This window comes from Bowmanella denitrificans (assembly GCF_002887595.1).
In the GTDB taxonomy this organism is placed as follows: Bacteria; Pseudomonadota; Gammaproteobacteria; order Enterobacterales; family Alteromonadaceae; genus Bowmanella; species Bowmanella denitrificans.
Genome location: NZ_PEBU01000008.1, coordinates 254,748 through 278,949 on the forward strand (window position 1 = coordinate 254,748; position 24,202 = coordinate 278,949).

A 24,202-nucleotide genomic window follows, 5' to 3' on the forward strand; every position below is an offset into this window, starting at 1 on the left:
TTTCTGCTTGGGTTGGTGATTCCGATGGCCACGCAAGCCCGGCAAACGCTGGCAGTCGGCGTGTATGATTACCCCCCTTTTTATCAGACCAATATGGGGGAAGCCGATGGCGTGATCCCTGATGTGCTGCATCTGCTGAATCAGGCACAGAGCGAGGTGGAATTTGTTTTATATGCCACCACGGCCAGACGCCGATACAAGGATTTCCAGGATGGCAAATTTGATTTATTGCTTTTCGAAAACCGTCAATGGGGCTGGCAGGACTACCCAGTGCATGCATCAGTGACCTTGTTCAGCGGCGGTGAAGTGTGGGTGACAATGGCCGCGTCAGACCGAGATCAAAGCTACTTCAAGCAGTTGCAAGGTAAAACTCTGGTTGGCGTGCTGGGCTACCACTATGGTTTTGCAGATCTGGATGCCGATCCGCACAGATTACATCAGCACTTTGGCATGCAACTGGTAGACAGCCAGGACAAGGTGATGGAACTGCTGTTGCAGGAACGCGCCGATATGGGTCTGGTCGCCTATTCCTTTATCAATCGCTACCTGCATCAACATCCCGAACTTAAAGCCAGACTGCTGATATCAGATACCTTTGACCAGCAGTATCAACATGGCGCGTTACTACGCGAGGACGCCGCCATTACAATTGAATGGCTTAACAGCCTGTTCAGCCGCCTGAAAGACGACGGACAGTTGCGCGCCCTCTGGCATCAGCATCATCTGCTGCAAGCACCTGAAAGCAAAAGCCCCTAAACACCGTTCTGCATCAGACTTTCAATTTGCTCAACCGTGCGCGGCGCACCGGCCGACAAATTCTCACAGCCTTGCGGTGTAACCAGAATATCATCTTCCACCCGCACCCCCATGCCACGCCACTGCGGCGCTACCGCGCGGCAATCTTTGGGGAAATACAAGCCCGGTTCAATGGTAAACAGCATATTGCTCTGCAAGGTCCGCCAGTTGCCAGCATCGTCATGGTAGGGACCCACATCATGCACATCCAGCCCCAACCAGTGACCGGTTTTATGCAAGGTGAATGGGGCATAGAGCTGCTGCTCCAGCACCTCATCCAGACTGCCGGTTAAAATGCCCAAATCCAGCATGCCCTCAGCCAACACCCGCATGGCGGTGGGGTAAATATGCTGCCAGCCAAGACCGGGCCTGACAATAGCAATGGCCGCATCCAGCGACGCCAGCACCAATTGGTACAAATCGCGCTGCGGGCCGCTAAACTTGCCATTTACCGGGATCGTGCGGGTAATATCGGCGGTGTAATACTGATAATCCCCGCCGGCATCCAGCAATAACAGTTCTCCGTCCTGTAAGGTCGAACGATAGGCTTCATAGTGCAGGCAGCAGGCGTTATTGCCAGTGGCGATAATATTGCCGTAGCCCACATCATTGCAGCCGTGGCGGGCAATTTCAGCCAGAAATTCGCCATGCAGTTGCAATTCGGTTACACCAGGCGCGGCAACTTGCATCAGGCGTTTATGTCCGGATACCGAGGCGTGCACGGCCTGGCGTAACAACGCCAGTTCATGGCTGTCTTTGATGACCCGGCTGGCATGAATATAGGGCAGCACCGAGTGCAAATGGCGGAAGATCTTAGGCTGGTCAAATTTAACGCTGCGACGCTGCTGCGCCAGCCAATCCACCAGCCGATGGGAAAAACGTCCCAGCTCATCGGCCAGATACAGATGCGCACGTTGGCCCATCAGCTCAGGCAGGCGCTGTTCCAGCTCGGCAATATCATAAGCAAGATTGGCCCCATAACCTTCAACCGCCCCAACCTGCCCGGTGCGCTGGGCAAACCACACTTCCTGATGGGCATCTTTGGGCTGATTAAATAACACAAAAGGTGCATCGCATTCGGGGCGTAAAATCGCCACAGCATCCGGCTCGGCGTAGCCGGTCAGATAGTAAAAGTCGTGATCCTGGCGAAACGCATAATGAATGTTTTTATTGCGAACCTGCTGACGGTTACCCACCAGGATCACCACCGCATCTGGCTCCAGCTGAGCCAATAGCTGCTCCCTACGTAATCGATACAGGGCCTGTTTTTCACTACTTAACATCATGCACTCCTAACCTTTGATAGACCAATTGCGCGGCCACCAGGTCCTCCAGTGCATGGCCAACGGATTTAAACAGGGTGATATCCTGTGCCTGGCGCTGAAACACCTTTGCACCGCCACAAAGTTCAAACAGATCCGCTGCCAAGGCTGAAGGATTCAGCAGGCCGTTTTGTATCGGGATCAGCAGGTCACCGGTTTCCTTGCAGGCGCCCTGGTAGTTGTCCACCACAATACGGCTGCGGCGAATACAGTTATCATCGGCTTCGCGCATATCCGGCCGGTAGGCACCCACCAGATCCAGATGTTGCCCCGGTTGCAGCCAGGCGCCCTGAATCAGCGACGTGCGGCTTAAGGTAGCGCAGGAGATAATATCCGCCTGAGATACAGCGGCCTGCAATTCAGTGGCCACATCCAGTTGCACCGGCAAGCCCCGGAGCTTATCTGCCACGATCTCGGCTTTATGTCTGTCGCGCCCCCAGATGGTCACCCGCTTTATCGGTCGAACCGCCATATGTGCCTGAATCAGTTGCGGCGCCAGGGTGCCGGTGCCCACCATCAATAGATGCGTGCTGTCAGGGCGGGAAACAAAGCGGCTGGCCAGTGCCGAGGCCGCAGCCGTGCGTTTGGCGGTTAAGGCCGGGGCATCCATGGTCGCCAGCACCGAGCCGGTAACGGCATCCATCAGTAAGTAAATGCCCTGAATAGACGGCAAATCACGTTCGGCATTATCCGGGGCCACAGTAACCAGTTTGACACCAATCTGTTTTCCGGCCTGCCAGGCCGGCATCATCAAAAGGGTGGTTTCCCGCCCCCCATGTGGATTGGCAATATCATAGTGCTGGCGCAGCGGCACGGTGCCGGGCTTGGCAAAGCCCGTCGCCAGCGCTTCAATAAGCAACGAAAAGGGCAAGGCATCGGCCACCTGCCCGGCATCAATAAACTTCATGTTTCTCCTGCTTTTGATAAGGTGTCTACGCTTAGGTCAGCTCTGTCTTGTCGGGCGCGAGATTGCCAGCGGTTAAATATCCATAACGCCATGGCACTCACCAGCGCAATCAGGGCAAACAGGCCCCACATCCACTCTGGGCGGCCCTGCTGTTTAGCCAGATTTTCATAGCCCCAGCCGGATAACAGCCCGGCAAACAGAAAACCCAGCGCCATCGACACAAAGTAATAGCCCATATACATCGCGCTTTGCTGCTTAGGCGCGATACTGGCCACATATTCCTGGCTTTTGGGTGAGGTCAGCATTTCGCCCATGGCAATAGATAAGATCACCACCACCATCAGACTACCGCCCAGCACAAATTGCCCATTCAAGGCGGCCAGCCAGATACCGCCGCCCATTATCACTATCCCCGCCACCAGCACCTTAAAGGTGTGCAGTCGGCGACAGACATAGCTGACCAGAATTTGCAGCAATACAATGGCGGCAAAATCCAGATTAATCAGATACTCAGGATTGATCTGGCGATAGCGCCCGGCCCAGTCCTGGGCTATCTGCGCAGCCAGTTCGGCCGGGGAAGCGCTCTGACCTAACTGGCTTAACGCCCCGGCCAGAACCTCATGGGGCACATTAACCTTAAGGTGTACCAGTTGCAGGCGCAGGGCTTCCAGCGGCAGCGCCGCATCCAGGGTTTGCAGCTTGTCGGCAAGGGCGCCGACATCCACATGGGCCAGAAACGCCAGGGTGTCTTCCCCCAACCAGGCCAGTAAACTGAGTAGATCGCCGGTATCTACATAGTCGCGAATAAACAGCGGCAAGGTATAAAACAGCTGATTGTAGACGGTCCAGAACCCGGTCAGAATCAGCAGATACAAGGCGAAAGGCAGGTTACTGATGCGAATAGGCTGCGCAAGCCAGTGGCGGGCATTGGGTACACACAGCCGATTCCACAACAAGTTAATCACTAGCCAGACAGCAATAGCAATAAAAGCGGGCTGATAGCCCAGCCAGCCTACTCCGGCAGCCATCAGCAGCATAATGGCGGGAAACAGCAACAAGGCAAAGCGGCCATTACCCAGCACCTGCTGGGCCTCGCTTAGCACCTGGCTTAACTTGTTAGTCGAGCGCACTTGCTGCGGCTCCCGGTATAAAAACAGCGCTGGCAGAAAGTTCAGGCAGATCCACAGGCTGGACATCAGAAACACCGCATCCCAGCTGATAGCGCGCATATAGCCGGCCACCAGCGGGCCGAGAAAACCGCCAATGTTCACCATGGTATAAAAGATACCAAACCCCAGTCCGCGATTGGCTGCTACCGTAGTGCGGGCAATAGTGCCCACCACAATAGGTTTAAAACAGGCCGCGCCACAGGCCACCGCCAGCATGGCTAAAAAGAAACTGCCAAAGCCTTCGGCCTGCCCCATCAGGTAATAACCAGGTGCCATAATGGCAAACGACAGCAGAAACATGCGCCGATAGCCGTAGCGATCCCCCAGCGCGCCGGTGACCACGGGTAGCAGATACAGAAAAAACGGAATAATGCCCTGCAGTGCGCCTCGCTGCGCCTCAGAAAACCCCGCGCCGCCCTGCTCGGCGGGTGTGGTCATATACACCGACGACAGTGCAAAGAAACCATACCAGGCCAGGCGCTCGAAGATCTCCATACCATTGGCCACATAAAATGCCAGGGGAAAGCCTTTAGGTTGATGTGTCATATCAATGCTTGGCCTCTGTTAACAATTATTTTATATTGTATGCAATATACAACTTAGTCAACCGATTAAAAACCATGCAAAGAAACACCACCTTACTTCTGTTATTGCTGTGCCTGTCGGGCTGTGGCGCATCTCTGCCCCAAACTGCCCCCCCAGCCCACAGCCAGTTGGCACAGATACCGGCACCCAGTCAGCAACAAGTGGATATTCAGGTGGCAGGTCGCACCTCCAGATTGCTGGCTATGGATATCGCCTTTGTCGGTAAGCAAATCCCTTACACCTATAGCGCCGGTAAAATCGCCAACAGTCCGGGCTACAACTGGTGGGTCAGCAAACACTTCGCCATTCAAAGCGACTTGCCAGAAGCCAAGGTCCGGTTGTATCTGGAATTGTTGGAATTGTCTTATCCGCAGTACGTGGAGTTGTTTGGTGCCGAGCCGCCCAATATTGAACGCCAGCGTATTGCGGTGGTGTACGGCTCAAGTCGCGAGCGCGTGCGCGAAGCCATGCTGGACGACGGCTTTGGTCGCGGTGTACATGCCACTGCCGGCGGCGAAACCATGTATTACAACCGTGCCGGATACAGCTTTCCCAGTCATCGCCAGCAGCACCAGCGCTATATTGTGATTCACGAAACCATGCATGCTTTTCATATGGCCTTGTCAGGGCATTCTAATTGGGCGCCCAACTGGATCACTGAAGGTCTGGCCGATGCCATCGCTTCCCATGTTTACGATCCAAAGCGCCGTGAGCTGACGGTGATGGTGTTTGACCGGGCGCCAATGAATTATCTGCAATTGGGCCTGGAACAATATTATGCCGGCGGCATGCCCAGTATTGAGCAAATCAACGATGACCCGGCCCTGAAACGCGGTCTGAACTTCTTTATTATTCATTTTTTGCTGTCGGATCCGCTACGCGCCCAGTATTTTGCCCTGTTCCGTGACCGCCTGATGGCCGCCAACCCGCACTCCGATGCCACCCTGCCCACCGCCAACCGTTTGTTAAAGGAAAGCTTTCCCGACTGGCCAGCGCTGGAAGCCGGGTTTGCCCGGTTTGTGCGTGAGCTAAGCCCCAGCTTTTATATTGCCTATGGCCCCTGGGAGCAGGATGGCAGCAGCTATTTTATTCGTAGCGGTGAGGCCGAGCAGTTACCCAGACTGGATATTCGCCTGCCCAGTGGCGCTAACAGCCAACAGGTGATGGACTTTCCAGCGCCGCAGCCAAGTCCACTGATTCAACTGACCAGCGCGTCGCCCCATCTGGCCAGTGGCCTGCTGATTGATTTTGTACCGGAGCAGCTGCAACGTGGTCAGGTCGGACTAGCGTTGGGATTACAATTGGCCGGCCATAACCAGGCATTCAGACAGCAGTTTGATGGCGACGCCGACAATAGCCTGGACAGCTATCTGAGCCTGCAACTGGTTGATGGTCGTTACCTGAAAATTCAGGGCCACAATCTGATGGCCGACTACGCCGCTTTTGCCCTTACCCCAGCGGTATATGCTGCCTTACAGGCCTCTAATCAATTGGGCATCAGTCTGACAACCGAGCCAGACCATCTGCAAATCGTGCTGCGCAGTCAAACGCAGGTGCAGCGGCTCCGCTACCCTCTCAACCCAGCGTTGTATCAACAGCTAAGCCAGGGGGATATCAGCCTGCTGGCCAAAGATGTCAGTCATAAGCTGACCCCCTATTTAAATGACGGCCGTTCCACCGTCAGCTACCAAGCGCAAAATCTGAGCAATCCCTGGCAGTTTGCCCAGATGCCAAACCTGCGCCGGGCCTTTGTTAGCTGTCAGAACCTGAAAGCCTTGGTAACAGACTGCCAACCGCGGTTGGAGTCCATGTTGCGCCAGTTACCCAATCCAGCCAGCCACCCGGCTCTGGCAGCACAGCTGGACGCATTGCAAGCACAGTTACTGGCAAGCAAGGATAATAATCTGATTGCCGACCTTGGCGGTATTCAGGCCAGCATTGCTTATCATCAGGGGCAGCCGTTTTTGCGCGTGGTGAATCCGTCCGCCTACCCGGTAACCCTTAACGGCGAAATCGCCTGGCAAGGGCAATCACAGCAGCCCGCACTGACACAAACTCTAAAGCAATCTCTGCCCACCGGCGTGCATAACCTTAGCCTTAACAGCCCTGCCGATGCCCGTCAGTTAAGTGCAGGAGTGAAACTGCAATGGCAAAACCTGACCAATACACTGACCATCAATGCTCCGGTACAACCCTTTGATGGTGTTTACCTAAGCGCGCAAAAACAGCAAAGCCAGCAACAATTGCATATTCGCGCCAGCTTAAGCGGCCCCTACTCCGGGCAGAGCCAGGGTAAATTGGTTTATGAGGTATTTCCCAGTCATGCCGTAGACCAAAGCCGGGTCGAACAGCCCATCAGCTTTGCTCCATATGAGCAATTGGAAACAAATTATAGCTTTACTCTGTCACCGGAGTATCAGGGCGAGATTCAAGTGCAGGTTGTGGCTGAGGTGGAAGTGGACGGTGAGGCACTTAGGCTGCAGAAGCATCTTTAATCACTAAGTTCAAACAGAGACACCGCATTCGAAAATATTCACCGCAGAGGCGCAGAGGCGCAGAGTGAACGTAGAAATGCAGGAGCCATGCAAATGTGCAATTAAAAATTCTGCGCTCCCGGCGTCTCAGCGCTGATATGTGGCTTTTTGTGGCAATCAGCAGCCAGGCTGTGACATCATAACGGCCCTGACTAGGGCCCTGGCGGAGCACAGCCTGTTTTATGCGTTCGATTAAAGAGCTGGAAAAGCTTTTTTCTACTCGCGACTGGGAAAAAGGTCGCTATCTTTACCAGCAAGGTCATATCGACAGCCTCAATTACGACCCGGAAGAAAAAATGCTGAGCGGCGACGTCACCAGCGAACGGGGCCGTGGTAGTTATGATGCATTTATCGATTGGGGCCTGAAAAAAGTTATCTGTGATTGCAGTTGCCCGGTGGGGCGTTTCTGCAAACACGCCGCGGCACTGGTGCATGCCGTATTGGATAACAACAACCCCATGCTGGATACGCCGGATCAGGTGGTGGCCGACTGGCTGGAAAGCCTGAAATCGTCGAGCCCACGCCCATCTTCCGCCAAGCAGGATGTTCCTGTGTATTTGCTGTCACCCGCGCGAGTCCGCGACAGCAGCGGTATCCGGGTTGAAGTGCGACTGTCCAGGCTACTGAAAAGCGGCAATCTGAGTAAAAGCCTGCGCAATACCTATGTGTCAGAGCAGTTGCTGCGCCAGGTGCAGGAGCCGGACCGCGAGTTACTGGCCAGCCTGCTGGCTCATCGCGACCCCTGGGGAATCGTCAGCGAGTTAGATGCGCTACGCCCGATACTGGCAAGCGGCCGCAGCTACTGGCAGCATATGGGTGACTTGCCCTTGTCTTTGGCCGAGCCACTTGCTGGCGAGCTGAAGTGGCTACAACAAGGTAACAGTCACAGTCTGCATCCCATTGTAGCGGGCGCCCCTGCCGGCGCAGTTGAGCTGGTGCCGACCAATCCCCTTTGTTATCTGGATGAGGTTCATCAGCAACTGGTGCCGGTGGATTTTGGCCTGGATGCCAAACAGGCCCTAGCACTTATCGACAGCCCGCCAATGCAGGAACAGCAACTGGCCTGGGCCTGGCCGATGATGCAGCAGTTACTGGGTGAACAAACCAACAAAGTCCCGGCCCCACCTGTGGCGCAAAGCCTGGCGATTCAGCCGCCGGTGCCGCACCTGCTGCTTAAAAAACTCAGCCGCCACCCTGAAAGCTGCGTAGCACGGCTAAGTTTTGATTATCAGGGCCAGCGCATCAGCCCTTATGCCGCCGATACCCTATTGTACAACCCGGATGGCAAGGCCATTCCCCGTGATAAGCAGTTTGAACAGCAGGCCATCGATAAGCTCCGTGCAAACGGCCTGACACTGGCCCAGGCCAACTTTAACTATTGGTCGGCCCCCCAGTTTGACTTAAAAGGTGACAATCAGACCTGGTTTGCCCTGCTGCATAATCTGCTGCCCGACCTTAAGCAAGCCGGATGGGCGGTTGAAATAGAAGACGGCTTCCCATACCAGGTGGCTGCCACCGAGGCCAATATTGAAACTCAGATCGACTATCAGGAAGGGGATTATTTTTCCCTGGCCATGATGATTGATGTGGGCGGGCATAAACTGCCGCTGTTCCCGATATTGCGCAGCGCCTTGCAACAACTGCCTAAGGCCAGCCTGCAGGACAGCAGTCAGGATGAGCACAGCCATCTGTTTATTGAGCTTAGCGACACGCAGGCCTTGCCGTTGCCACTAAGCCTGATCCGCCCGCTGTTAAACCAGTTTGTTGAGCTATTTATGCCGGGCAATCTGAATCCGGACGGCAGCCTTAAACTGTCCCGCTTTCAGAGCCATCAGACACTGGCCATGCTGGACAATCATCAGGCCATCGGCAAGGGCCTGGACCTGCTGCGCCAGACCGCAGAAAAGCTGCGCCATTTTGACGGTATCAAACAGGTAGAGGTGCCGGATACCCTGCAGGCACAACTGCGCCCATACCAGCATCAGGGCCTGAACTGGATGCAATTTCTGCGTGAATACGGCCTGGCCGGTATTCTGGCCGACGATATGGGCCTGGGTAAGACATTGCAGAGCATTGCTAACCTGTGTGTGGAAAAACAGGCCGGCAGACTCACCCAGCCCGCCCTGATCCTGGCCCCCACCAGTGTGATTTTTAACTGGCAGGCAGAGCTTTCCCGCTTTGCTCCGCATCTGCACAGCATACTGTTGTACGGGCCGAACCGACACCAGCACCTGGCCGAGATGGCCGCTGCCGATGTAGTGATCACCAGCTATCCGTTGGTACAACGCGACAGCCAGATTCTGGCCGAACAGCATTGGCATTATCTGGTGATGGACGAAGCCCAGACCCTGAAAAACCCCGGCACCAAGTTATATGAAGCCGTTTCAGGTCTTAAAGCCAGCCACAAGCTGTGCCTGACCGGCACGCCGATGGAAAACCACCTGGGCGAGCTGTGGGCCCAGTTTAATTTATTGCTGCCGGGCCTGCTGGGTAGCCATAGTCACTTCAGCAAGTTGTTCCGTACCCCTATTGAAAAACAGCAGGATGGCGCACGTCGGCAATTGCTCAGCGAACGTATCCGCCCCTTTGTCCTGCGGCGCAGCAAAGACAAAATCGCCCAGGAGTTACCGGCCAAAACCGAGATTATCAGCAAGGTCAGAATTGAAGGCAAACAGGCTGAACTTTATGAGTCGGTGCGACTGACAGTAGATGACACCCTGCGCGAAGTGATTGCCAATAAGGGCCTGGCCCGCAGTCAGATTGAAATTCTTGATGCCATGCTGAAACTGCGTCAGGTGTGTTGTCATCCGCAGTTGCTGTCGCTTGCCTCAGCACAGAAGGTCAAGCAATCGGCCAAGCTGGAACTGCTGATGGAGATGCTGCCGGAACTGGTCAGTGAAGGGCGGCGCATTTTGCTGTTTTCCCAGTTCACCTCAATGCTGGAAATTATTGAGCAGCAGTTGCAAAAACAAGGCATAGGCTATGTGAAGCTAACCGGTGCTACCCGCCAGCGCCAGCAGGTTATCGACCAGTTTAAGCAAGGCGATGCGCCGCTGTTTCTGATCAGCCTTAAAGCCGGTGGTACAGGCCTCAATCTGACCGAAGCCGATACTGTGATCCATTACGATCCCTGGTGGAATCCGGCGGTGGAAAATCAGGCCACCGATCGCGTCCATCGTATCGGCCAGGACAAGCCCGTATTTGTGTATAAGCTGATTGTGGAAGGCTCCATTGAAGAACGTATTCAGTCATTACAGGAACAGAAAAGCCGCCTGGCCAGGGCCATTCTGGCCGACGAACTGGCCGATAATAGCAGCGGCCTGAACGCCGAAAGCCTGCAGGCCCTGCTGCAACCTTTGCAGGGTGTTGGCTAGGGCCAGATAGTTTTCACCATCAAACCACAGACGGAACGGAAAAATACAAGAGGTTACTTGATAGATGTTCTTAAAAACTCTGTGATCTCTGTGCCTCTGTGGTTATTTGTATTTTGACTTAATACTCTCACCGCAGAGCCGCAGAGGGCACAGAGAAAAGCAAGAGATCTTTCAATTAATGTTATTGAAAACTCTGCGTTCTCTGCGTCTCGGCGGTGAATAATAGAAGCCTTCTCACCAAGACACTAAGCACGCAAAGAAAGCCAGCAGAACCACCATTCCCTTGAACCACTCTGTGATCTCTGTGCCTCTGTGGTTATCTTTAATTTAGTGAAATACGTTTTCACCGCAGAACCGCGGAGGGCACAGAGAAAAGCAAGAGGTCACTTGATCCAGGCCCTTGAAATCTCGGCGTTCTCTGCGTCTCGGCGGTGAATAATAGAAGGCATCTCACCAAGACGCTAAGCACGCAAAGAAAGCCAGCAGCGTGACCACACTTTCAACCACTCTGTGATCTCTGTGCCTCTGTGGTTATCTTTAAATTAGTGAGATACGTTTTCACCGCAGAGCCGCGGAGGGCACAGAGAAAAGCAAGAAGTCATTTGATCCAGGCCCTTGAAAACTCAGCGCTCTCTGCGCCTCGGCGGTGAATAATAGAAGGCATCTCACCAAGACGCTAAGCACGCAAAGAAAGCCAGCAGCGTGACCACACTTTCAACCACTCTGTGATCTCTGTGCCTCTGTGGTTTTACTTTTATACCGTCTAAAAAATGTAGGTAACAAGCTAACTATCAGGATTAGGCAGGGGGTCAGGGCAGTGGCGGGATTTAAGCCAAATACGGCCCATGGCGGTAATAAGGGCAATGGCGAAAATCACCCGCCCCCACAGAATGGTGCTTAAGTCTGCGCCCAGCAGCAGAATTAACAAGGTATCTTCAATCAGGCTGTGGCATAAGCCTAAAAAGCACACCACCAGCAAGGTATCGCGTTTGGAAATATGCCCACTGCGCACTTCGTTTATCAGTAATCCCGCCCCGTAAGACAGCCCTAACAACATACCAATAATGGTAATATTGGATGCTTCCTTACCTATGGTCAGACAGCGCATCAGTGGCGACAACAATTGCTGCAGCACCCGTTCAACCCCCAGCCAGCGTAAAACACGCATCATCACCACCAGGCTGGATAAAATCACAAAAATCCACGCTAACAACTTAAGCTGTGCCAAGCCCCAGCCCAGCCAGCCAGGCTCACTAACCTGCGGTTGCCACATTAACTGAGCCGGTTGTTGCAGCAGGCCAAAATGACTGAAGATCTGGCTAAACAGCACCGCCAGTATTAAACCACTGCCAATCCGCACCGCCAGGGTCAGTCGCCATCTTACCCCGGTCGCTTTGGCCACTGCTCCTTCGATGACCAGGGAGTGGGCCACCAGCATCAGTAAACCCAGAATACTGATCTGCGCCACCGTATATTCCTGCCCAACTGACAAGGTATAAAACGCCGCCATACCCGTGTAAATATTGGTCAGCATAGTCACCGCCCAGACCAGCCCGAGCTCGCTGGGCAATCCCAACAGCTCCATCACCGGTCCAAGCGCCACACCCAGCCATTGGGTAAAACCCAGACTGTCCAGCAGCTTCACCGCAATAGTGGCGGGCAACATAATCTTAATCAGGGTCCAGTAGGCCCGGCCTATATCCTGGGCAATACCAGCCAGGGTTGGTTGTAGATGGGGAAAACGGGAAAACATGTGCACTCCTTTACTGCAGGGGAGCGCTTATTCTAAAGCGTCTGTCGAACAGATATTTCCAAAATACCAATATAGATTTAATCTTTATTTCTTTTTACTAAACAAAAAATTAAATATGTTTCTCGACCGGATGGACAAAGCCATATTACGCCAATTGCAGCAGGATGCCGCCATTACCAATCTGCACCTGGCCGAGCGGGTCGGTCTGTCGGCCCCGGCCTGCCTGAAGCGAGTGAAACGCCTGCAAAAAGAAGGGGTGATCAGCCGCCAGGTAGCGCTGCTCGACCCGGACAGCTTTGGCCCCTGCCTGCATATTCTGGTAGAAGTGACGATGCAAAGTGACAGACGGGAACTGAATGCCGCGTTTATTCAAAAACTCAGACTGATGCCGCAGGTAAAGCAATGCTACGAAGTCACCGGCGAAGTGGACTTTATTCTGCTGGTACAGGTGCCGGATATGCCCTCTTACCAAATATTCTGTGAGGAACTGCTGTACAGCAACCCTAATATGAAAGCCTTTACCACCCTGATTTCCATGAACCGGATTAAATACGACACCAGTCTGACTATTCCCGACTAAGCGCCCCTGTTGCAGTCTGATAGCGATAATAAAAGCCGCCCCTTTCGCGCAACATTATACAAACCTAACACTTTAGCCGATTCATTACTGTGCTAACCGGGCCAATCTTCATAGGCGTGGCCAGATCAAGTCCAAATTCTTACCCTTGTCGCTCATAAAACCAGCAGTCGAATCCGCCAGTTCATTGGTCGTTCCGACCAAGCCCACAACTGTAATAATTAATTCCTACAATGCCGCGGCATATTGAAACCTTTAATACACAAAAGCAGGAACCATCATGAAGAACGAAGCTCCCACCAGCCACTTTGGTAAAAAAGCCTTAGCTTTAGCCGTGGCCAGTGCCTTTGTTGCAGCCTCAGGTTTAACCAGTGTTGCCGCGCAGGCTCAAGAGCAAGCCGCTGCTGATATTGAGACAGTTACCGTGACGGCCCGTAAAAAGGTCGAGACCATTCAGGACATTCCTGGTGTGGTAAATGTACTGAGCAGAAAGCAGCTCAGAGCCAATGGTACCGGCGATGCCGAGTCTCTGGCCCTGAATACCCCAGGGGTGGTGTACAGCGAAACCTACGCTGGCGCGTCCTCTCCCCGTATAACCATTCGTGGCGTCGGTGATGACGACTTTAACCCTAATGGTTCTGCCTCCGCCGCCATTCACGTTAACGGCGTATACCAGGGTACCAACGGCCTGCTAAACGGCCAGTATTTTGATATCGAACGCGTAGAAGTGTTAAAAGGCCCGCAGGGCACCCTATACGGCCGTAATGCCACTGCCGGAGCAGTCAACATCCTCAGCAAGCGCCCCGGTATTGAGTTTGGCGGTTATCTCGACCTGGATATGGGTAACTACGGTACTTATCGTGGCGAAGGCGCAGTGGATCTGCCGGTATCTGAAACGTTTCTGGTCCGCGTCGCCGGTATGTATGAAAGCTCAGACGGTTTTTACCAGCATCTAGGTACTGGCCCTACCACCGGCTTTAGTTACGCTCCCGGCGTGATTGCTCCACAACAAGAAGTGACAGCACAAGGTGACTGGGGCGGGGCAGACAGGCAATCGGCACGTATCACCGCTGAGTGGGAAGCCTCGGCCGACACGCTGGTAAGCGCACGTTTGACCCTGGGTAAAGACGACAGCGAGCTGGCCATTCCCGATGTCAGTGCTGACAACTGGGCAGAATATGCCAAGTCTAAAGCCTTTTTCCTCAACCCGCAGGACCCGGCTCTGATCGAATTTGCCAAGGCCTTGGATAACGATCCTTTTACTGTGTATTCCAATATGCTGCCTAAGCTGGATTCAGACCAACAAGCGCTGAACCTGCAGGTGGAACATGACTTCGAGTCCGGTATGACAGGTACGCTGTTGGTGGGTTATGAAGCCCTTGATCGCCAGTACGAAACCTCAGACAACCTGCCATTCTCAGTAGCCGACTATGGTTTTGAGAATGACTTCTCTCAATTTACCCTTGAAGCCCGCCTGGCTGGTGATCTGGCCGACAATATCGGCTGGTTACTGGGTGCCTTTATGCTTAAAGACGATATCGACTTTGCCACTAACCTGCGTTTCTTAAACTCCGGTTTATGGCAAACCGATGTACGTACCGACTATCAGCAGGAGCGTGATTCTTTTGGTTTGTTCGCCTCTTCTGACTGGACGCCGGTAGACTGGTTTACCCTGGAAACCGGCATCCGCTACTCAAGCGACGAAGTCACTTTCAAAGGCCAAACCAACAACCTCGACCCTTATGGTGTATACGGTAAGCCCCCCAAGTTCTTCCCAATTGGTGAGGTTTGTATCGGTGTGCCTATCGCCCCTGACGCGCCGCTGCGGTTTGATGAGTCGTTGGATGACAGCGAATTCACCTGGAAAGTCAGCAGCATCTTTACTCCGGCCAGGCAGTGGCGCCTATACGCCACCGTTAGTACCGGCTATAAGGCTGGGGGCTTCGATGGTTCGACAATTCTGACTCCGCAGGAAGCGCTGCCCATCGACTCAGAAACTCTGGTGGCCTATGAGTTAGGTGCCAAATACCGCTCAGATAACGGTTTGCTGAGCGCAGAAATCAACCTGTTTAACTACGACTTTGAGGACTATCAGTCCACTGCCAAGCTGATGGTCGCGGGTGCCAACACGAACGTGCGCGCTAACGTTGCCGATGCCACTATTAAAGGTGCTGAACTGGCCTTTACCTTAAGCCCGCTTGAAGGTTTGGAAATTCGTGGTGGTGGTGCATTAATCTCATCTGAGATTGATAACTTCCAGGGTGAAGACGCCACCATTGAAGGCAATGATCTGCCCTTCTCGCCGGATCTGTCCTGGAACCTGGCAGTGGTTTATGCCACCCCTGTCAGCGAGCAGTTCACCCTGCGTACGCAGCTAGATGCCAGCAATACCGGTGAGCACTACCAGACCATAGATAACAATGACCTGGTTGACGGCTACACAGTGACCAATGCGCGTATTGCACTGGAAGCCGAAGACTGGGAAGTGGCATTGTGGGTGAGAAACCTGGCTGACAAAGACTACAACGTCGGCTTTTTCCCTACCACAGGCTTAACACCTGACACCTTCTTAAAAGGCGCGCCGCGCACTTTTGGGGTTAACTTTATGATGAACTTCTAAGGTCTGAGAGACTTTAAACTTTAAGATAGCTAAAAAGGCGGCAGGCATGCGCACCGCCTTTTGCATTTCTGCCAAGTCCCAGGGCTTAAATAAGCCGACCTTTTTAATCAATAAAAGCCGGTAAAATTCGCTCAGCGGTGACCTGCAAGTAACTGGCATCATTGTCATGGGCGGTGTGCACTATCATTAGGTCCAGCGCCTCAATCAGTGTAATAAACTGGCCATGCCCGCCCTGGGCACTCACCGCATGATAGCTGTTGTTCCCCACTTTTAAATCAGCACCCCACCAGAAATAGCCATAGCCCTGATTGGACGTATCTTTACCACCATAGTGAAAGTCCTCATCCCCGGTTAACAGGATGCGACTGGTGGCTTTGGCCAGATAAGCTGGCGGAATCAACTGTTCCCCCTGCCACTTGCCTTTATTTATGGCTAACGTCCCCCACTTGGCCATATCCCTTGATGTCATGCGTACGCGCCAGCCGGCTTCCGGCAAGCCGCTTGGGTGCGTTTGCCAGTGATAATTAGTAATGCCCAGCTTGTCGAGCAGCTGCGCTTTAATAAAGGCTTCGGCACTGCCCGGTACCACGGCTTCAATCACCTGCATCACCAGATCCGGACCTGTACCATATAAAAACTGCTGTGAGGCTTCGGTAATCGGCGCACTATGCTCAAACATGGTCTGAATGTACCCCTGACCTTTTAGTTGACCGGGATTTTTCTCAAGTTCTTGCCACTGCTCTCTGGATATGCGAATGCCGGTCGTCATGGTCAGCGCGTTATTCAGGGTGATTCGCTCGACGCCTTCAACAAATTTTGTCGGGTCCAGATCAGATAAAAAACTCATCACAGGTTTGTCCAGGTCGGCCATACTCAGATAGCCAAGCTGGATAGCCCGCCCCAACGCCAGACTGGTGTAAGTTTTGGTGGCTGACGCCTGAAAATGAGGCAAGTTTACCCGGCCACGCAGATAATAGGACTCAAATAACAACTTGCCTTGGTGAGCAATCAACAGGCTGTCATACTTGCCATGCTTCCCTGCGGCAATTTCCTCTGCAAGTTTGACAATCATTTCTTGGTTGCCGCCATCAACACCCAACTCGCCGACCATTAAGCCATCATTTCGATTCGCGGGGGTGGTATCAATAAAAGCGGTTTCCAGCAGCGGCATCTCCCGGAATGACAGCTTGGCTTCGGTTGCACTTGCCTCTGGCGCCAGCTGCGTATGTTGCCCGATGTCTGCGACAGCGATACTGCCCACTGCGCCTGACAAAGCGATAGTTAGTAAACACTTAAGAGTAAAAGCCATAGCAATCCTTAAACTGATAACAGCATTTGAGTACAAGCTGTTTAGCCAAACAAACTGACCATCAATGTAAGGTAAGTGAAATTAAAATAGCTGACGTCTTAATGACTTTTCGGTGACGTTGTTCTGACTGCCAAATCCTATGCACCGCCGAGGCGCAGAGATTCTATACCTTATCTTTGATTGTCGGTGTTCTCTGCGACTTTATGATGAGATTTACTGTTTTATCGTTCTTCTTGGAGACAATGGTGCATACTAATTTGCATCCACTTTAAGCAGCGCTTTAAACTTTTCCAGCTCAATCGGGCATTGCTGATTCACCAACTTATACAACCGGTCATAGTCAATCCCCAGGTCATTTCCTATTTCACCAGAATCCGTTATCTTTTTAAGCACAGTCACTAGCAGCGCCTGTTGTGAACTAACCCCATCATTCCCGTCCATAACCACCTGTATGGTTTCAATACAAGAGAGTAACGCATTAAAGCTTTTCTCGACTTCCGCCGCCTCATCAGCCTTTACAACTGCCGAAACTAAGATGATGGACACAGATAAACATAGGGAGTACTTGTTTAACATTCGAAGTCCTATTTCTTGCTTGGAAAATTCAAACCCATTGCCAGCCTAGCGGGCGCATTTTACCAAAACATGTCACGCTGAATTAGCCGATACCATTTTTTGTCGTGCTGCACTTCAGCGAAATCATTACCCCACGCTCATTACCGAACAAATCGGCACATTCCCAATCCCAGCGCCTCACCATTTCGCTCAAGATAACCATAACGCTGGTAAAATCCCTCTTTTCCCCTGGCTGCCAGCAAGCCCACCGTAGCCCCAGGCCCGGCTGCATCGCGTAAATAGGCTTCCACCTTATCCATTAACAAGGCCCCTATTCCCTGTCCCTGATAGCTTGGGTCGACCACCACATCCTGAATATAGAAATACATATAGCCATCTCCCACTACCCGGGCCATACCCAATAATTGGCCATCCTGTCTTACCGTACAATGAAACAGTGACGCGGCCAGGCTGGCTGTCACGACCTGTTCAGGTAGGCTGTCCCAACCAATCAGTTGGCGTAAATGCAAAAACTCGGCAACTGTGGGTGGTGTTGCTGAGATGTCTAATGGTTGCAAATTTGTTTCCTTCATTAAGCATAGTTTTGCCACAGCGACAGATCTGTGGCTTCTGGTCAGCTGTGACAGACAGTGAGTCGGAGTTGTCCGTCCGGCATCTGCCAACTGACATCTACATACTAAACACTTTTAATCCTTGGACACACCGGCCCAAGTTATTACACTAGCGACCATTGATTATTTAGATGTACAGCCATGAAAATAGCCATTCTGGGCGCAATGGATCAGGAAGTTGCGCTTTTAAAAGATTCCCTGAAAAACATTAACCACACCCGCCATGCCCATCTGGACTTCTATGACGGTACCATGCATGACGTGGAAGTGATCCTGGTTAAATGCGGTATTGGTAAAGTGGCGGCGTCGGTGGCCACCACCCTGATGATCGACCAGTTTGCACCGAACTTTGTGATTAACACCGGCTCTGCCGGCGGTTTTGACAGCGATCTGGTGGTGGGCGATGTTGTGATTGGCAGTGAAGTGCTGCACCATGATGCCGACCTGACGCACTTTGGTTACCAGCCAGGTCAGGTGGCCGGTATGCCTGCCCGTTTTGCCTGTGATCCACGACTGATCGCCGCCGCCGAGCATGCCACTGGCGATGTGCTGCATGTTAATTTTCGCACCGGTCTGATTTGTACCGGCGATGCCTTTATCGGTTGCGATGATGCCGCCGCCCAGCTTCGTGCTAAATTCCCGGATATGAAAGCCGTGGAAATGGAAGGGGCGGCCATTGCCCAGACCGCCCATATGCTGGATACGCCTTTTCTGGTGATTCGCTCTTTGTCAGATATAGCCGGCACTACTTCTAAAGTATCCTTTGATCAGTATCTGGAAAAAGCCGCCAAAAACTCGGCCAATCTGGTGATGGATATGATCAAAACCCTGGCGGAATCAAAGTAACTCACTATGCGCACAGAGCTTTTCCTGCATCCCTTAGTGCAACCCATCTGGCTGTTGCTACTGGTCGTGATACTGGAAAAGCTGTGGATATGGCCAGTGCGATATCATCCGCTGAGTTTTTTCCGCCTGCTGGCCAGCCGCATGGCCAAAAAGGTGAATCCCCGAGGTCATAGCAAAGGCCAGCAAATGCTCTCCGGCACGCTCGCACCTTTAGTGTTGCTGGCCCCCATCCTGGTCTGTATCGGCTTGTTTATTTATCTGGCCGAGTTTCCGGCTTTCTTTGATGCGTTTTTGTTGCTTATCGCCCTGAGTTATCAGCCAGTACTGAACAAGCTGGATAAGATTCAGCTAGCGCTGATGGCCAATAAAAAATCCCTGGCGCGCAACCTGGCCCAGCCGCTGTTATTGCGGGAGACCGAACAATTGACCCTGATGGGTCTGAGCAAAGCGGTCATTGAAGCAGCCCTGCTCAGATTTTATCACCAGTACGCCGCGGTGCTGTTCTGGTATTTGCTGTTAGGGGGCTTAGGCGCCTTCAGTTACAGGTTACTGTACGAATTCAGCCAGGTCTGGAATGTACGTGTGGCGGACTTTCGCTATTTTGGTGCGCCCATTGCCAGGTTATGCCATTGGATGCAGTGGTTGCCGGTCAGATTTGCCATGTTAATACTGTTGATGCTGCAAAAACCAGGGAAAGCCAGTATTCAGCGCGACAGCATACGCACCAGCCGCACCACATTGCTGGTGTATTCAGGGGCAGCGCTGGGCATACAGTTGGGGGGGCCGGCCTTTTATCAGGGGCAGAAAATCCGCCTGCCTAAATGTGGCGGTGAACGCGAAGCCGCCCCGCAGGATATTAACCGCACCAAAGCGGCCATTGTAAAAACCCAGGCTGTGCTGGTGCTAATGTGCCTGTTCATTCTAACCGGCCAGTGGTTGCTAAGGAAAAGCCTATGACCTTGTTTTGCCGAACCCTTTGCCTGTTATTGCTGGCACATTCAGTGGCAGCGGCAGAACGCATTGTCAGTTTGGCCCCACATACCACCGAGCTGGTATACGCGCTGCAGTCTGAGCATAAGCTGCTGGCCGCCAGTGATTTCAGTGACTACCCACAAGCCGCCAAGGCCTTGCCGCGGGTGGCCAATTATCAGGGCGTGGATTTTGAGGCCCTGATGCGCCTCAAGCCGGATCTGGTTTTGGTCTGGCAGGGGGGCAACAAACCACAGGATATTCAGCGTTTACAAACCCTTGGTTTGAATCTGTTTTTTTCCGGCCCACAACAACCAGAGGATATCGCCAGTGAATTACAGGCACTGGGCAAGCTGTTAGATAAACAGGAATTGGCACAGTCACTGGCGCAGAACTATCTAAACCAGCTGGCGGCCACCAGAGCCCGCTACACTGATGCTGAGCCGGTGAGGGTGTTTTATTATATGTGGGCCAAGCCCATGATGAGTGTTGGCCCCAATGCCTGGGCCAGCCGTATGCTGGAAATATGCAATGGCCAATCCATCTTTGCCGATGCCCCTTCCGATTACCCAGAAGTGACCATGGAAGGGGTACTGGCACGTAAACCCCAGTTGATTGTCGCCGCTTTCGAGCAGCCCCGTGCGCAGTTTGTTAGCCACTGGCAACCCTGGCTAAACACCTTAAGCTTGCAGGAAGCCGATCTTGTCAGCGTCGACCCGGATAAACTGCATCGCTTTTCACTGCGCCTGGCCGACGGCATTGCACAGCTTTGCCAGACGATTCAGAGAAAATAAGCCCGTTATTTGAAAGCTGCCAGATTCCATACCATGCTAACAGACACGCCACTTTTACCTTATCAATCAAAGGGGAACCAAAGATGGGAAGCAGTCTGTCAGCACAGGGAGATTTCAAGGTAGCCAATCTGGCTCTGGCCGAATGGGGCCGTAAGGAACTGGCCATTGCCGAATCGGAAATGCCGGCCCTGATGGCCATTCGCGACAAGTATCAAGCCGAGCAGCCGCTGGCAGGTGCCAGAATTCTGGGCTGCATTCATATGACGATTCAAACCGGGGTGCTGATAGAAACCCTGATGGCACTAGGCGCAGAAGTGCGCTGGTCATCCTGCAATATATTTTCCACTCAGGATCATGCGGCAGCGGCAATGGCTGCGGCTGGCGTGCCGGTGTTTGCCTGGAAAGGGGAAACCGAGGTGGAATATGACTGGTGTCTGGAACAAACCATTATTAAGGACGGCGCTCCCTGGACGGCCAATATGGTGCTGGATGACGGCGGCGATCTAACCGCCATGTTGCACGACAAATACCCACAAGTGCTGGATGGCGTGCATGGGATTACCGAAGAAACCACCACAGGCGTACACCGCCTGCAACAGATGCTGAAACAGGGCAAGCTCAGGGTGCCAGCCATTAATGTCAATGATGCGGTAACCAAGTCTAAAAATGACAACAAATATGGCTGCCGTCATAGTCTGAATGACGCCATCAAACGGGCGACCGACCACCTGCTGGCCGGTAAAAAAGCCCTGGTGATTGGTTATGGTGATGTGGGTAAGGGCTCTGCCCAGTCTCTGCGCCAGGAGGGGATGATTGTCAGGATCTGTGAAATCGATCCAATCTGCGCCATGCAGGCCTGCATGGATGGCTATGAAGTGGTCTCGCCCTACCGCATGGGGCAGAACACCGGGCAACTGGAGGATGTCGACCAGGTTCTGATGCAAAGTATTGACCTGATAGTTACCTGCACCGGCAACCTGGATGTGTGTGACGCCAATATGCTCAAAAGCCTCAAGGCCGGCGCCGTGGTATGCAATATCGGCCACTTTGACCACGAAATTGACACCGCCTTTATGCGCAGCAACTGGCGCTGGGAAGAAATCAAACCTCAGGTGCATAAAATTTACCGCAGCAATAACAGCCGTGACCATCTGCTGCTGCTTTCCGAAGGCAGGCTGGTGAATCTGGGCAATGCCACCGGCCATCCGTCCAGAGTGATGGATGGTTCATTTGCTAATCAGGTGCTGGCTCAGATCCATTTATTCAGGCAGGGCTATGCCAATTTAAAGGATGCTGATAAAGCCAGGTTATTACGGGTTGAAGTGCTGCCCCGACAATTGGACGAGGAAGTCGCCAGATATATGGTAGAAGGCTTTGGCGGTGTGATGACGAAGCTCACTGCCAGGCAGGCCGACTATATTCAGGTGGATCCGCAGGGCCCCTTTAAGGAAGAAAGCTACAGATATTAAAGCGTGTTGCCGGGCTTTGCCTTAGGTCCACAGGCCTGCAGCCCGGCGTCGTGACCAGAAGGGGCTGAATTTGAACATAATCTATACTTGCAAGATAAACAGCCCCTAGAGCCTGCATAAAAACTGAAGCCTCTGTACTCAACCCCGGCATTGGGTTTAAACTGCAGGCAAATTGGAGGTTCAGCTATGCGCCTTATCCCCCTGTTACTGTTATTGTTTTGCACCCTGGCCGGCGCTGACGAAGCCCGCTTTGACAAGCTGACAGCTCAGCAAGTGTATGCATCCTTGTCACAATTGGTGCTAGTGGATGTGCGCAGCCCTGAGGAGTTTGCCGAGGGACATGTACCGGGTGCCGTTAATCTGCCCCATGATGCCGTGACAGACTATCTGCATTTATTGCAGGGGCAACAACAACGTCATTTGGTACTTTATTGCCGCTCCGGACGCAGAGCAGGTTTGGCCGCCGCACAGTTGCAGCAACAGGGGTTTCAGCAGATTTCGCTGCTTGAAGGGGATATGCCTGGCTGGCAGGAACAAGGCTTTCAGGTACAAAAATGAGCCAGGTTTTTAGTAAGAGCGACAAATACGGCAGCTTTCAGTTACAGACCGAAGGGCCTTTGTTGCTGGCTAAAGTGTCAGGGGTGATTGGCACAGGCTTAAGCAAGAATTATCTGAGCCAGCTACTGGTGCTGGCCAAACAACTGCAAGGCAGCCCCTGGATTTATATAGCCGATTGTACGGATTACCAGGCCGCCATTCCTGATGCCGCCAGTAATTTGCAAAAAGCCTACGAGGAATGCCTGAAACTTGGCTGTGTAGGCGATGCGTATTGTATTCAATCGCCGGTCGGCATTAATCAACTGGCGCAGGTCCGCAGACAAAGCAACATTCAGTCCGATATTCAGGACAGGATTTTCGCCGATATGGACAAGGCCAAGGCGGCCATGTTGAAATTCCTGCAGGACGCCGTCTTCTGAGCCTGACATCACATGAATATTACCCTTACCACCCCAGCTATGCTGTTTCCGGCTATTTCCTTGTTGTTACTGGCTTACACCAACAGGTTTGTGACCCTGGCCAGCATCATCCGCAACTTTGAAGACAGCAGCGACAGCACCCATAAGCAGATTGCCAACCTACGTAAGCGCATTCAACTGATTAAGCGCATGCAGGAGTCGGGCGTGGCCAGTTTTTTCCTTTGCGTATTGTCCATGCTGGCCATTTACCTTAACTATCAACTGGCTGGAAGCTGGATCTTTGGCGTCAGTCTGATTCTGTTGCTGTGGTCCTTATGGCTGTCCGTGGCCGAGATCCGTATTTCTGTGGAAGCACTGGATGTGCATTTACAGAGTTTGAACATTCAGACCAATAAGAAAAAATGAGCACAATCGAATATCTCCCCCTACATCAGGATCATTTTGCCCGTTTGCTGACCCTGGCCAACAGCGTGCATGGTGATAATTACATGGATCTGCCCGCTCTGCAGGCTTATCACCAGGCTGGCCTGGTAAACAATATCAATGCCAGTTGGGTGGCATTGGATGGTGAAAGGCTGGTTGGCTTTCGTATTACCTGGGCAGCAGGCAACTGGCAGACCGACAAATGGTGTAGTCCGACCTTATGGGGTTTGCCTGAAAACCAGGTGTGCTACTTCAAGTGCAATACCGTAGACAGCCAATACCGCGCCGCGGGCATAGGCTCACAAATGCTTAAGCTATCTGTTCGTGAAGCGGCTAAACAGGGTGCCAGGGCTGGTCTTGCTCATATCTGGATGCAAAGCCCAGGCAACAGCGCGTTTAAATACTTTACTAAGTGCGGTGGCAAACTGGTTAAGGAGCATCCTGGCAAGTGGCAGGAAAACTGCGACAACGAAGGCTATGTTTGCCCTATTTGTGGCACGCAGTGTGACTGTGTGGCGGCGGAAATGTTACTTAAGTTTGGGCGTGAGGCGTGAGGCGTGAGGCGTGAGGCGTGAGGCGTGAGGCGTGAGGC

At 52.9% G+C, this 24,202-nt stretch carries 20 protein-coding genes; 13 read left to right on the plus strand and 7 right to left on the minus strand.

Going from position 1 to position 24,202, the window contains the following annotated elements:
* Nucleotides 1-24: 24 nt before the first annotated feature.
* Nucleotides 25-756 (plus strand): substrate-binding periplasmic protein, encoded by a 732-nt coding sequence (locus tag CSR04_RS15960; protein ID WP_102797297.1) that lies wholly within the window; start codon nt 25-27, stop codon nt 754-756.
* Here the strand turns inward: CSR04_RS15960 and CSR04_RS15965 are convergent.
* From CSR04_RS15965 to CSR04_RS15975, 3 genes are read right to left on the minus strand one after another with little or no spacing between them, the layout of a single operon-like run.
* Nucleotides 753-2,081, minus strand: coding sequence for an aminopeptidase P N-terminal domain-containing protein (locus CSR04_RS15965; RefSeq protein ID WP_342751406.1), 1,329 nt, complete (start codon nt 2,079-2,081; stop codon nt 753-755). The genes CSR04_RS15960 and CSR04_RS15965 overlap by 4 nt on opposite strands.
* On the minus strand, nt 2,068-3,024 hold the full coding sequence (lhpI, locus tag CSR04_RS15970; RefSeq protein ID WP_102797299.1) for a bifunctional Delta(1)-pyrroline-2-carboxylate/Delta(1)-piperideine-2-carboxylate reductase: 957 nt from the start codon (nt 3,022-3,024) through the stop codon (nt 2,068-2,070). The genes CSR04_RS15965 and lhpI overlap by 14 nt, the downstream gene beginning before the upstream one ends.
* Entirely contained in the window at nt 3,021-4,739 is a 1,719-nt protein-coding gene (locus CSR04_RS15975; RefSeq protein ID WP_102797300.1) for an MFS transporter, read from the minus strand. Before CSR04_RS15975 ends, lhpI begins: the two co-directional genes overlap by 4 nt.
* A 74-nt stretch (nt 4,740-4,813) precedes the next feature.
* Here CSR04_RS15975 and CSR04_RS15980 point away from each other — a divergent pair, with 74 nt between their 5' ends.
* Together CSR04_RS15980 and CSR04_RS15985 are read left to right on the plus strand one after the other, a co-directional pair.
* On the plus strand, nt 4,814-7,273 hold the full coding sequence (locus tag CSR04_RS15980) for a hypothetical protein (protein WP_102797301.1): 2,460 nt from the start codon (nt 4,814-4,816) through the stop codon (nt 7,271-7,273).
* Nucleotides 7,274-7,494: 221 nt separating this feature from the next.
* Complete coding sequence (locus CSR04_RS15985) at nt 7,495-10,686, plus strand: DEAD/DEAH box helicase (RefSeq protein WP_102797302.1); 3,192 nt, start codon at nt 7,495-7,497, stop codon at nt 10,684-10,686.
* Between the two features lie 784 nt (nt 10,687-11,470).
* On the opposite strand, the gene CSR04_RS15990 is transcribed toward CSR04_RS15985, so the two are convergent.
* Entirely contained in the window at nt 11,471-12,439 is a 969-nt protein-coding gene (locus tag CSR04_RS15990; RefSeq protein WP_102797303.1) for a nucleoside recognition domain-containing protein, read from the minus strand.
* 115 nt (nt 12,440-12,554) lie between these two features.
* Between CSR04_RS15990 and CSR04_RS15995 the strand changes: the two genes are divergently transcribed.
* Nucleotides 12,555-13,019 carry an Lrp/AsnC family transcriptional regulator gene (locus CSR04_RS15995; protein WP_102797333.1) on the plus strand — a complete coding sequence of 155 codons (465 nt, stop codon included), beginning with the start codon at nt 12,555-12,557 and terminating at the stop codon, nt 13,017-13,019.
* 277 nt (nt 13,020-13,296) lie between these two features.
* Entirely contained in the window at nt 13,297-15,636 is a 2,340-nt protein-coding gene (locus CSR04_RS16000) for a TonB-dependent receptor (protein WP_102797304.1), read from the plus strand.
* Nucleotides 15,637-15,739: 103 nt separating this feature from the next.
* Here the strand turns inward: CSR04_RS16000 and CSR04_RS16005 are convergent, their stop codons facing one another.
* The 3 genes from CSR04_RS16005 to CSR04_RS16015 all read right to left on the minus strand — a co-directional run bounded on the left by CSR04_RS16005 (nt 15,740) and on the right by CSR04_RS16015 (nt 18,078).
* Entirely contained in the window at nt 15,740-16,945 is a 1,206-nt protein-coding gene (locus CSR04_RS16005) for a serine hydrolase domain-containing protein (protein WP_102797305.1), read from the minus strand.
* Between the two features lie 252 nt (nt 16,946-17,197).
* Nucleotides 17,198-17,521, minus strand: coding sequence for a hypothetical protein (locus CSR04_RS16010; protein WP_102797306.1), 324 nt, complete (start codon nt 17,519-17,521; stop codon nt 17,198-17,200).
* A gap of 140 nt (nt 17,522-17,661) precedes the next feature.
* On the minus strand, nt 17,662-18,078 hold the full coding sequence (locus tag CSR04_RS16015; protein ID WP_342751407.1) for a GNAT family N-acetyltransferase: 417 nt from the start codon (nt 18,076-18,078) through the stop codon (nt 17,662-17,664).
* A 195-nt stretch (nt 18,079-18,273) separates the two neighbouring features.
* Here CSR04_RS16015 and CSR04_RS16020 point away from each other — a divergent pair, with 195 nt between their 5' ends.
* The 8 genes from CSR04_RS16020 to CSR04_RS16055 all read left to right on the plus strand — a co-directional run bounded on the left by CSR04_RS16020 (nt 18,274) and on the right by CSR04_RS16055 (nt 24,164).
* The gene (locus CSR04_RS16020; protein WP_102797308.1) at nt 18,274-18,978 is read left to right on the plus strand and encodes a 5'-methylthioadenosine/adenosylhomocysteine nucleosidase; all 705 of its coding nucleotides are present in this window, start codon (nt 18,274-18,276) and stop codon (nt 18,976-18,978) included.
* 6 nt (nt 18,979-18,984) lie between these two features.
* Nucleotides 18,985-19,935: a cobalamin biosynthesis protein CobD/CbiB gene (locus CSR04_RS16025; protein WP_102797309.1), complete on the plus strand. Its 951-nt coding sequence runs from the start codon at nt 18,985-18,987 to the stop codon at nt 19,933-19,935.
* Nucleotides 19,932-20,741, plus strand: a complete 810-nt coding sequence (locus CSR04_RS16030; protein WP_102797310.1) for a cobalamin-binding protein — start codon at nt 19,932-19,934, stop codon at nt 20,739-20,741. The genes CSR04_RS16025 and CSR04_RS16030 overlap by 4 nt, the downstream gene beginning before the upstream one ends.
* Nucleotides 20,742-20,824: 83 nt before the next feature.
* Entirely contained in the window at nt 20,825-22,210 is a 1,386-nt protein-coding gene (ahcY, locus tag CSR04_RS16035; RefSeq protein WP_172449389.1) for an adenosylhomocysteinase, read from the plus strand.
* A gap of 186 nt (nt 22,211-22,396) precedes the next feature.
* Nucleotides 22,397-22,768 carry a rhodanese-like domain-containing protein gene (locus tag CSR04_RS16040; protein ID WP_102797311.1) on the plus strand — a complete coding sequence of 124 codons (372 nt, stop codon included), beginning with the start codon at nt 22,397-22,399 and terminating at the stop codon, nt 22,766-22,768.
* The gene (locus CSR04_RS16045) at nt 22,765-23,187 is read left to right on the plus strand and encodes a hypothetical protein (RefSeq protein WP_102797312.1); all 423 of its coding nucleotides are present in this window, start codon (nt 22,765-22,767) and stop codon (nt 23,185-23,187) included. Before CSR04_RS16040 ends, CSR04_RS16045 begins: the two co-directional genes overlap by 4 nt.
* A gap of 12 nt (nt 23,188-23,199) precedes the next feature.
* A complete protein-coding gene (locus CSR04_RS16050) occupies nt 23,200-23,592 on the plus strand; it encodes a DUF2721 domain-containing protein (RefSeq protein WP_102797313.1) in 393 nt (130 codons plus the stop codon).
* Nucleotides 23,589-24,164 carry a GNAT family N-acetyltransferase gene (locus tag CSR04_RS16055; protein ID WP_102797314.1) on the plus strand — a complete coding sequence of 192 codons (576 nt, stop codon included), beginning with the start codon at nt 23,589-23,591 and terminating at the stop codon, nt 24,162-24,164. Before CSR04_RS16050 ends, CSR04_RS16055 begins: the two co-directional genes overlap by 4 nt.
* The last annotated feature ends 38 nt before the right edge of the window (nt 24,165-24,202 follow it).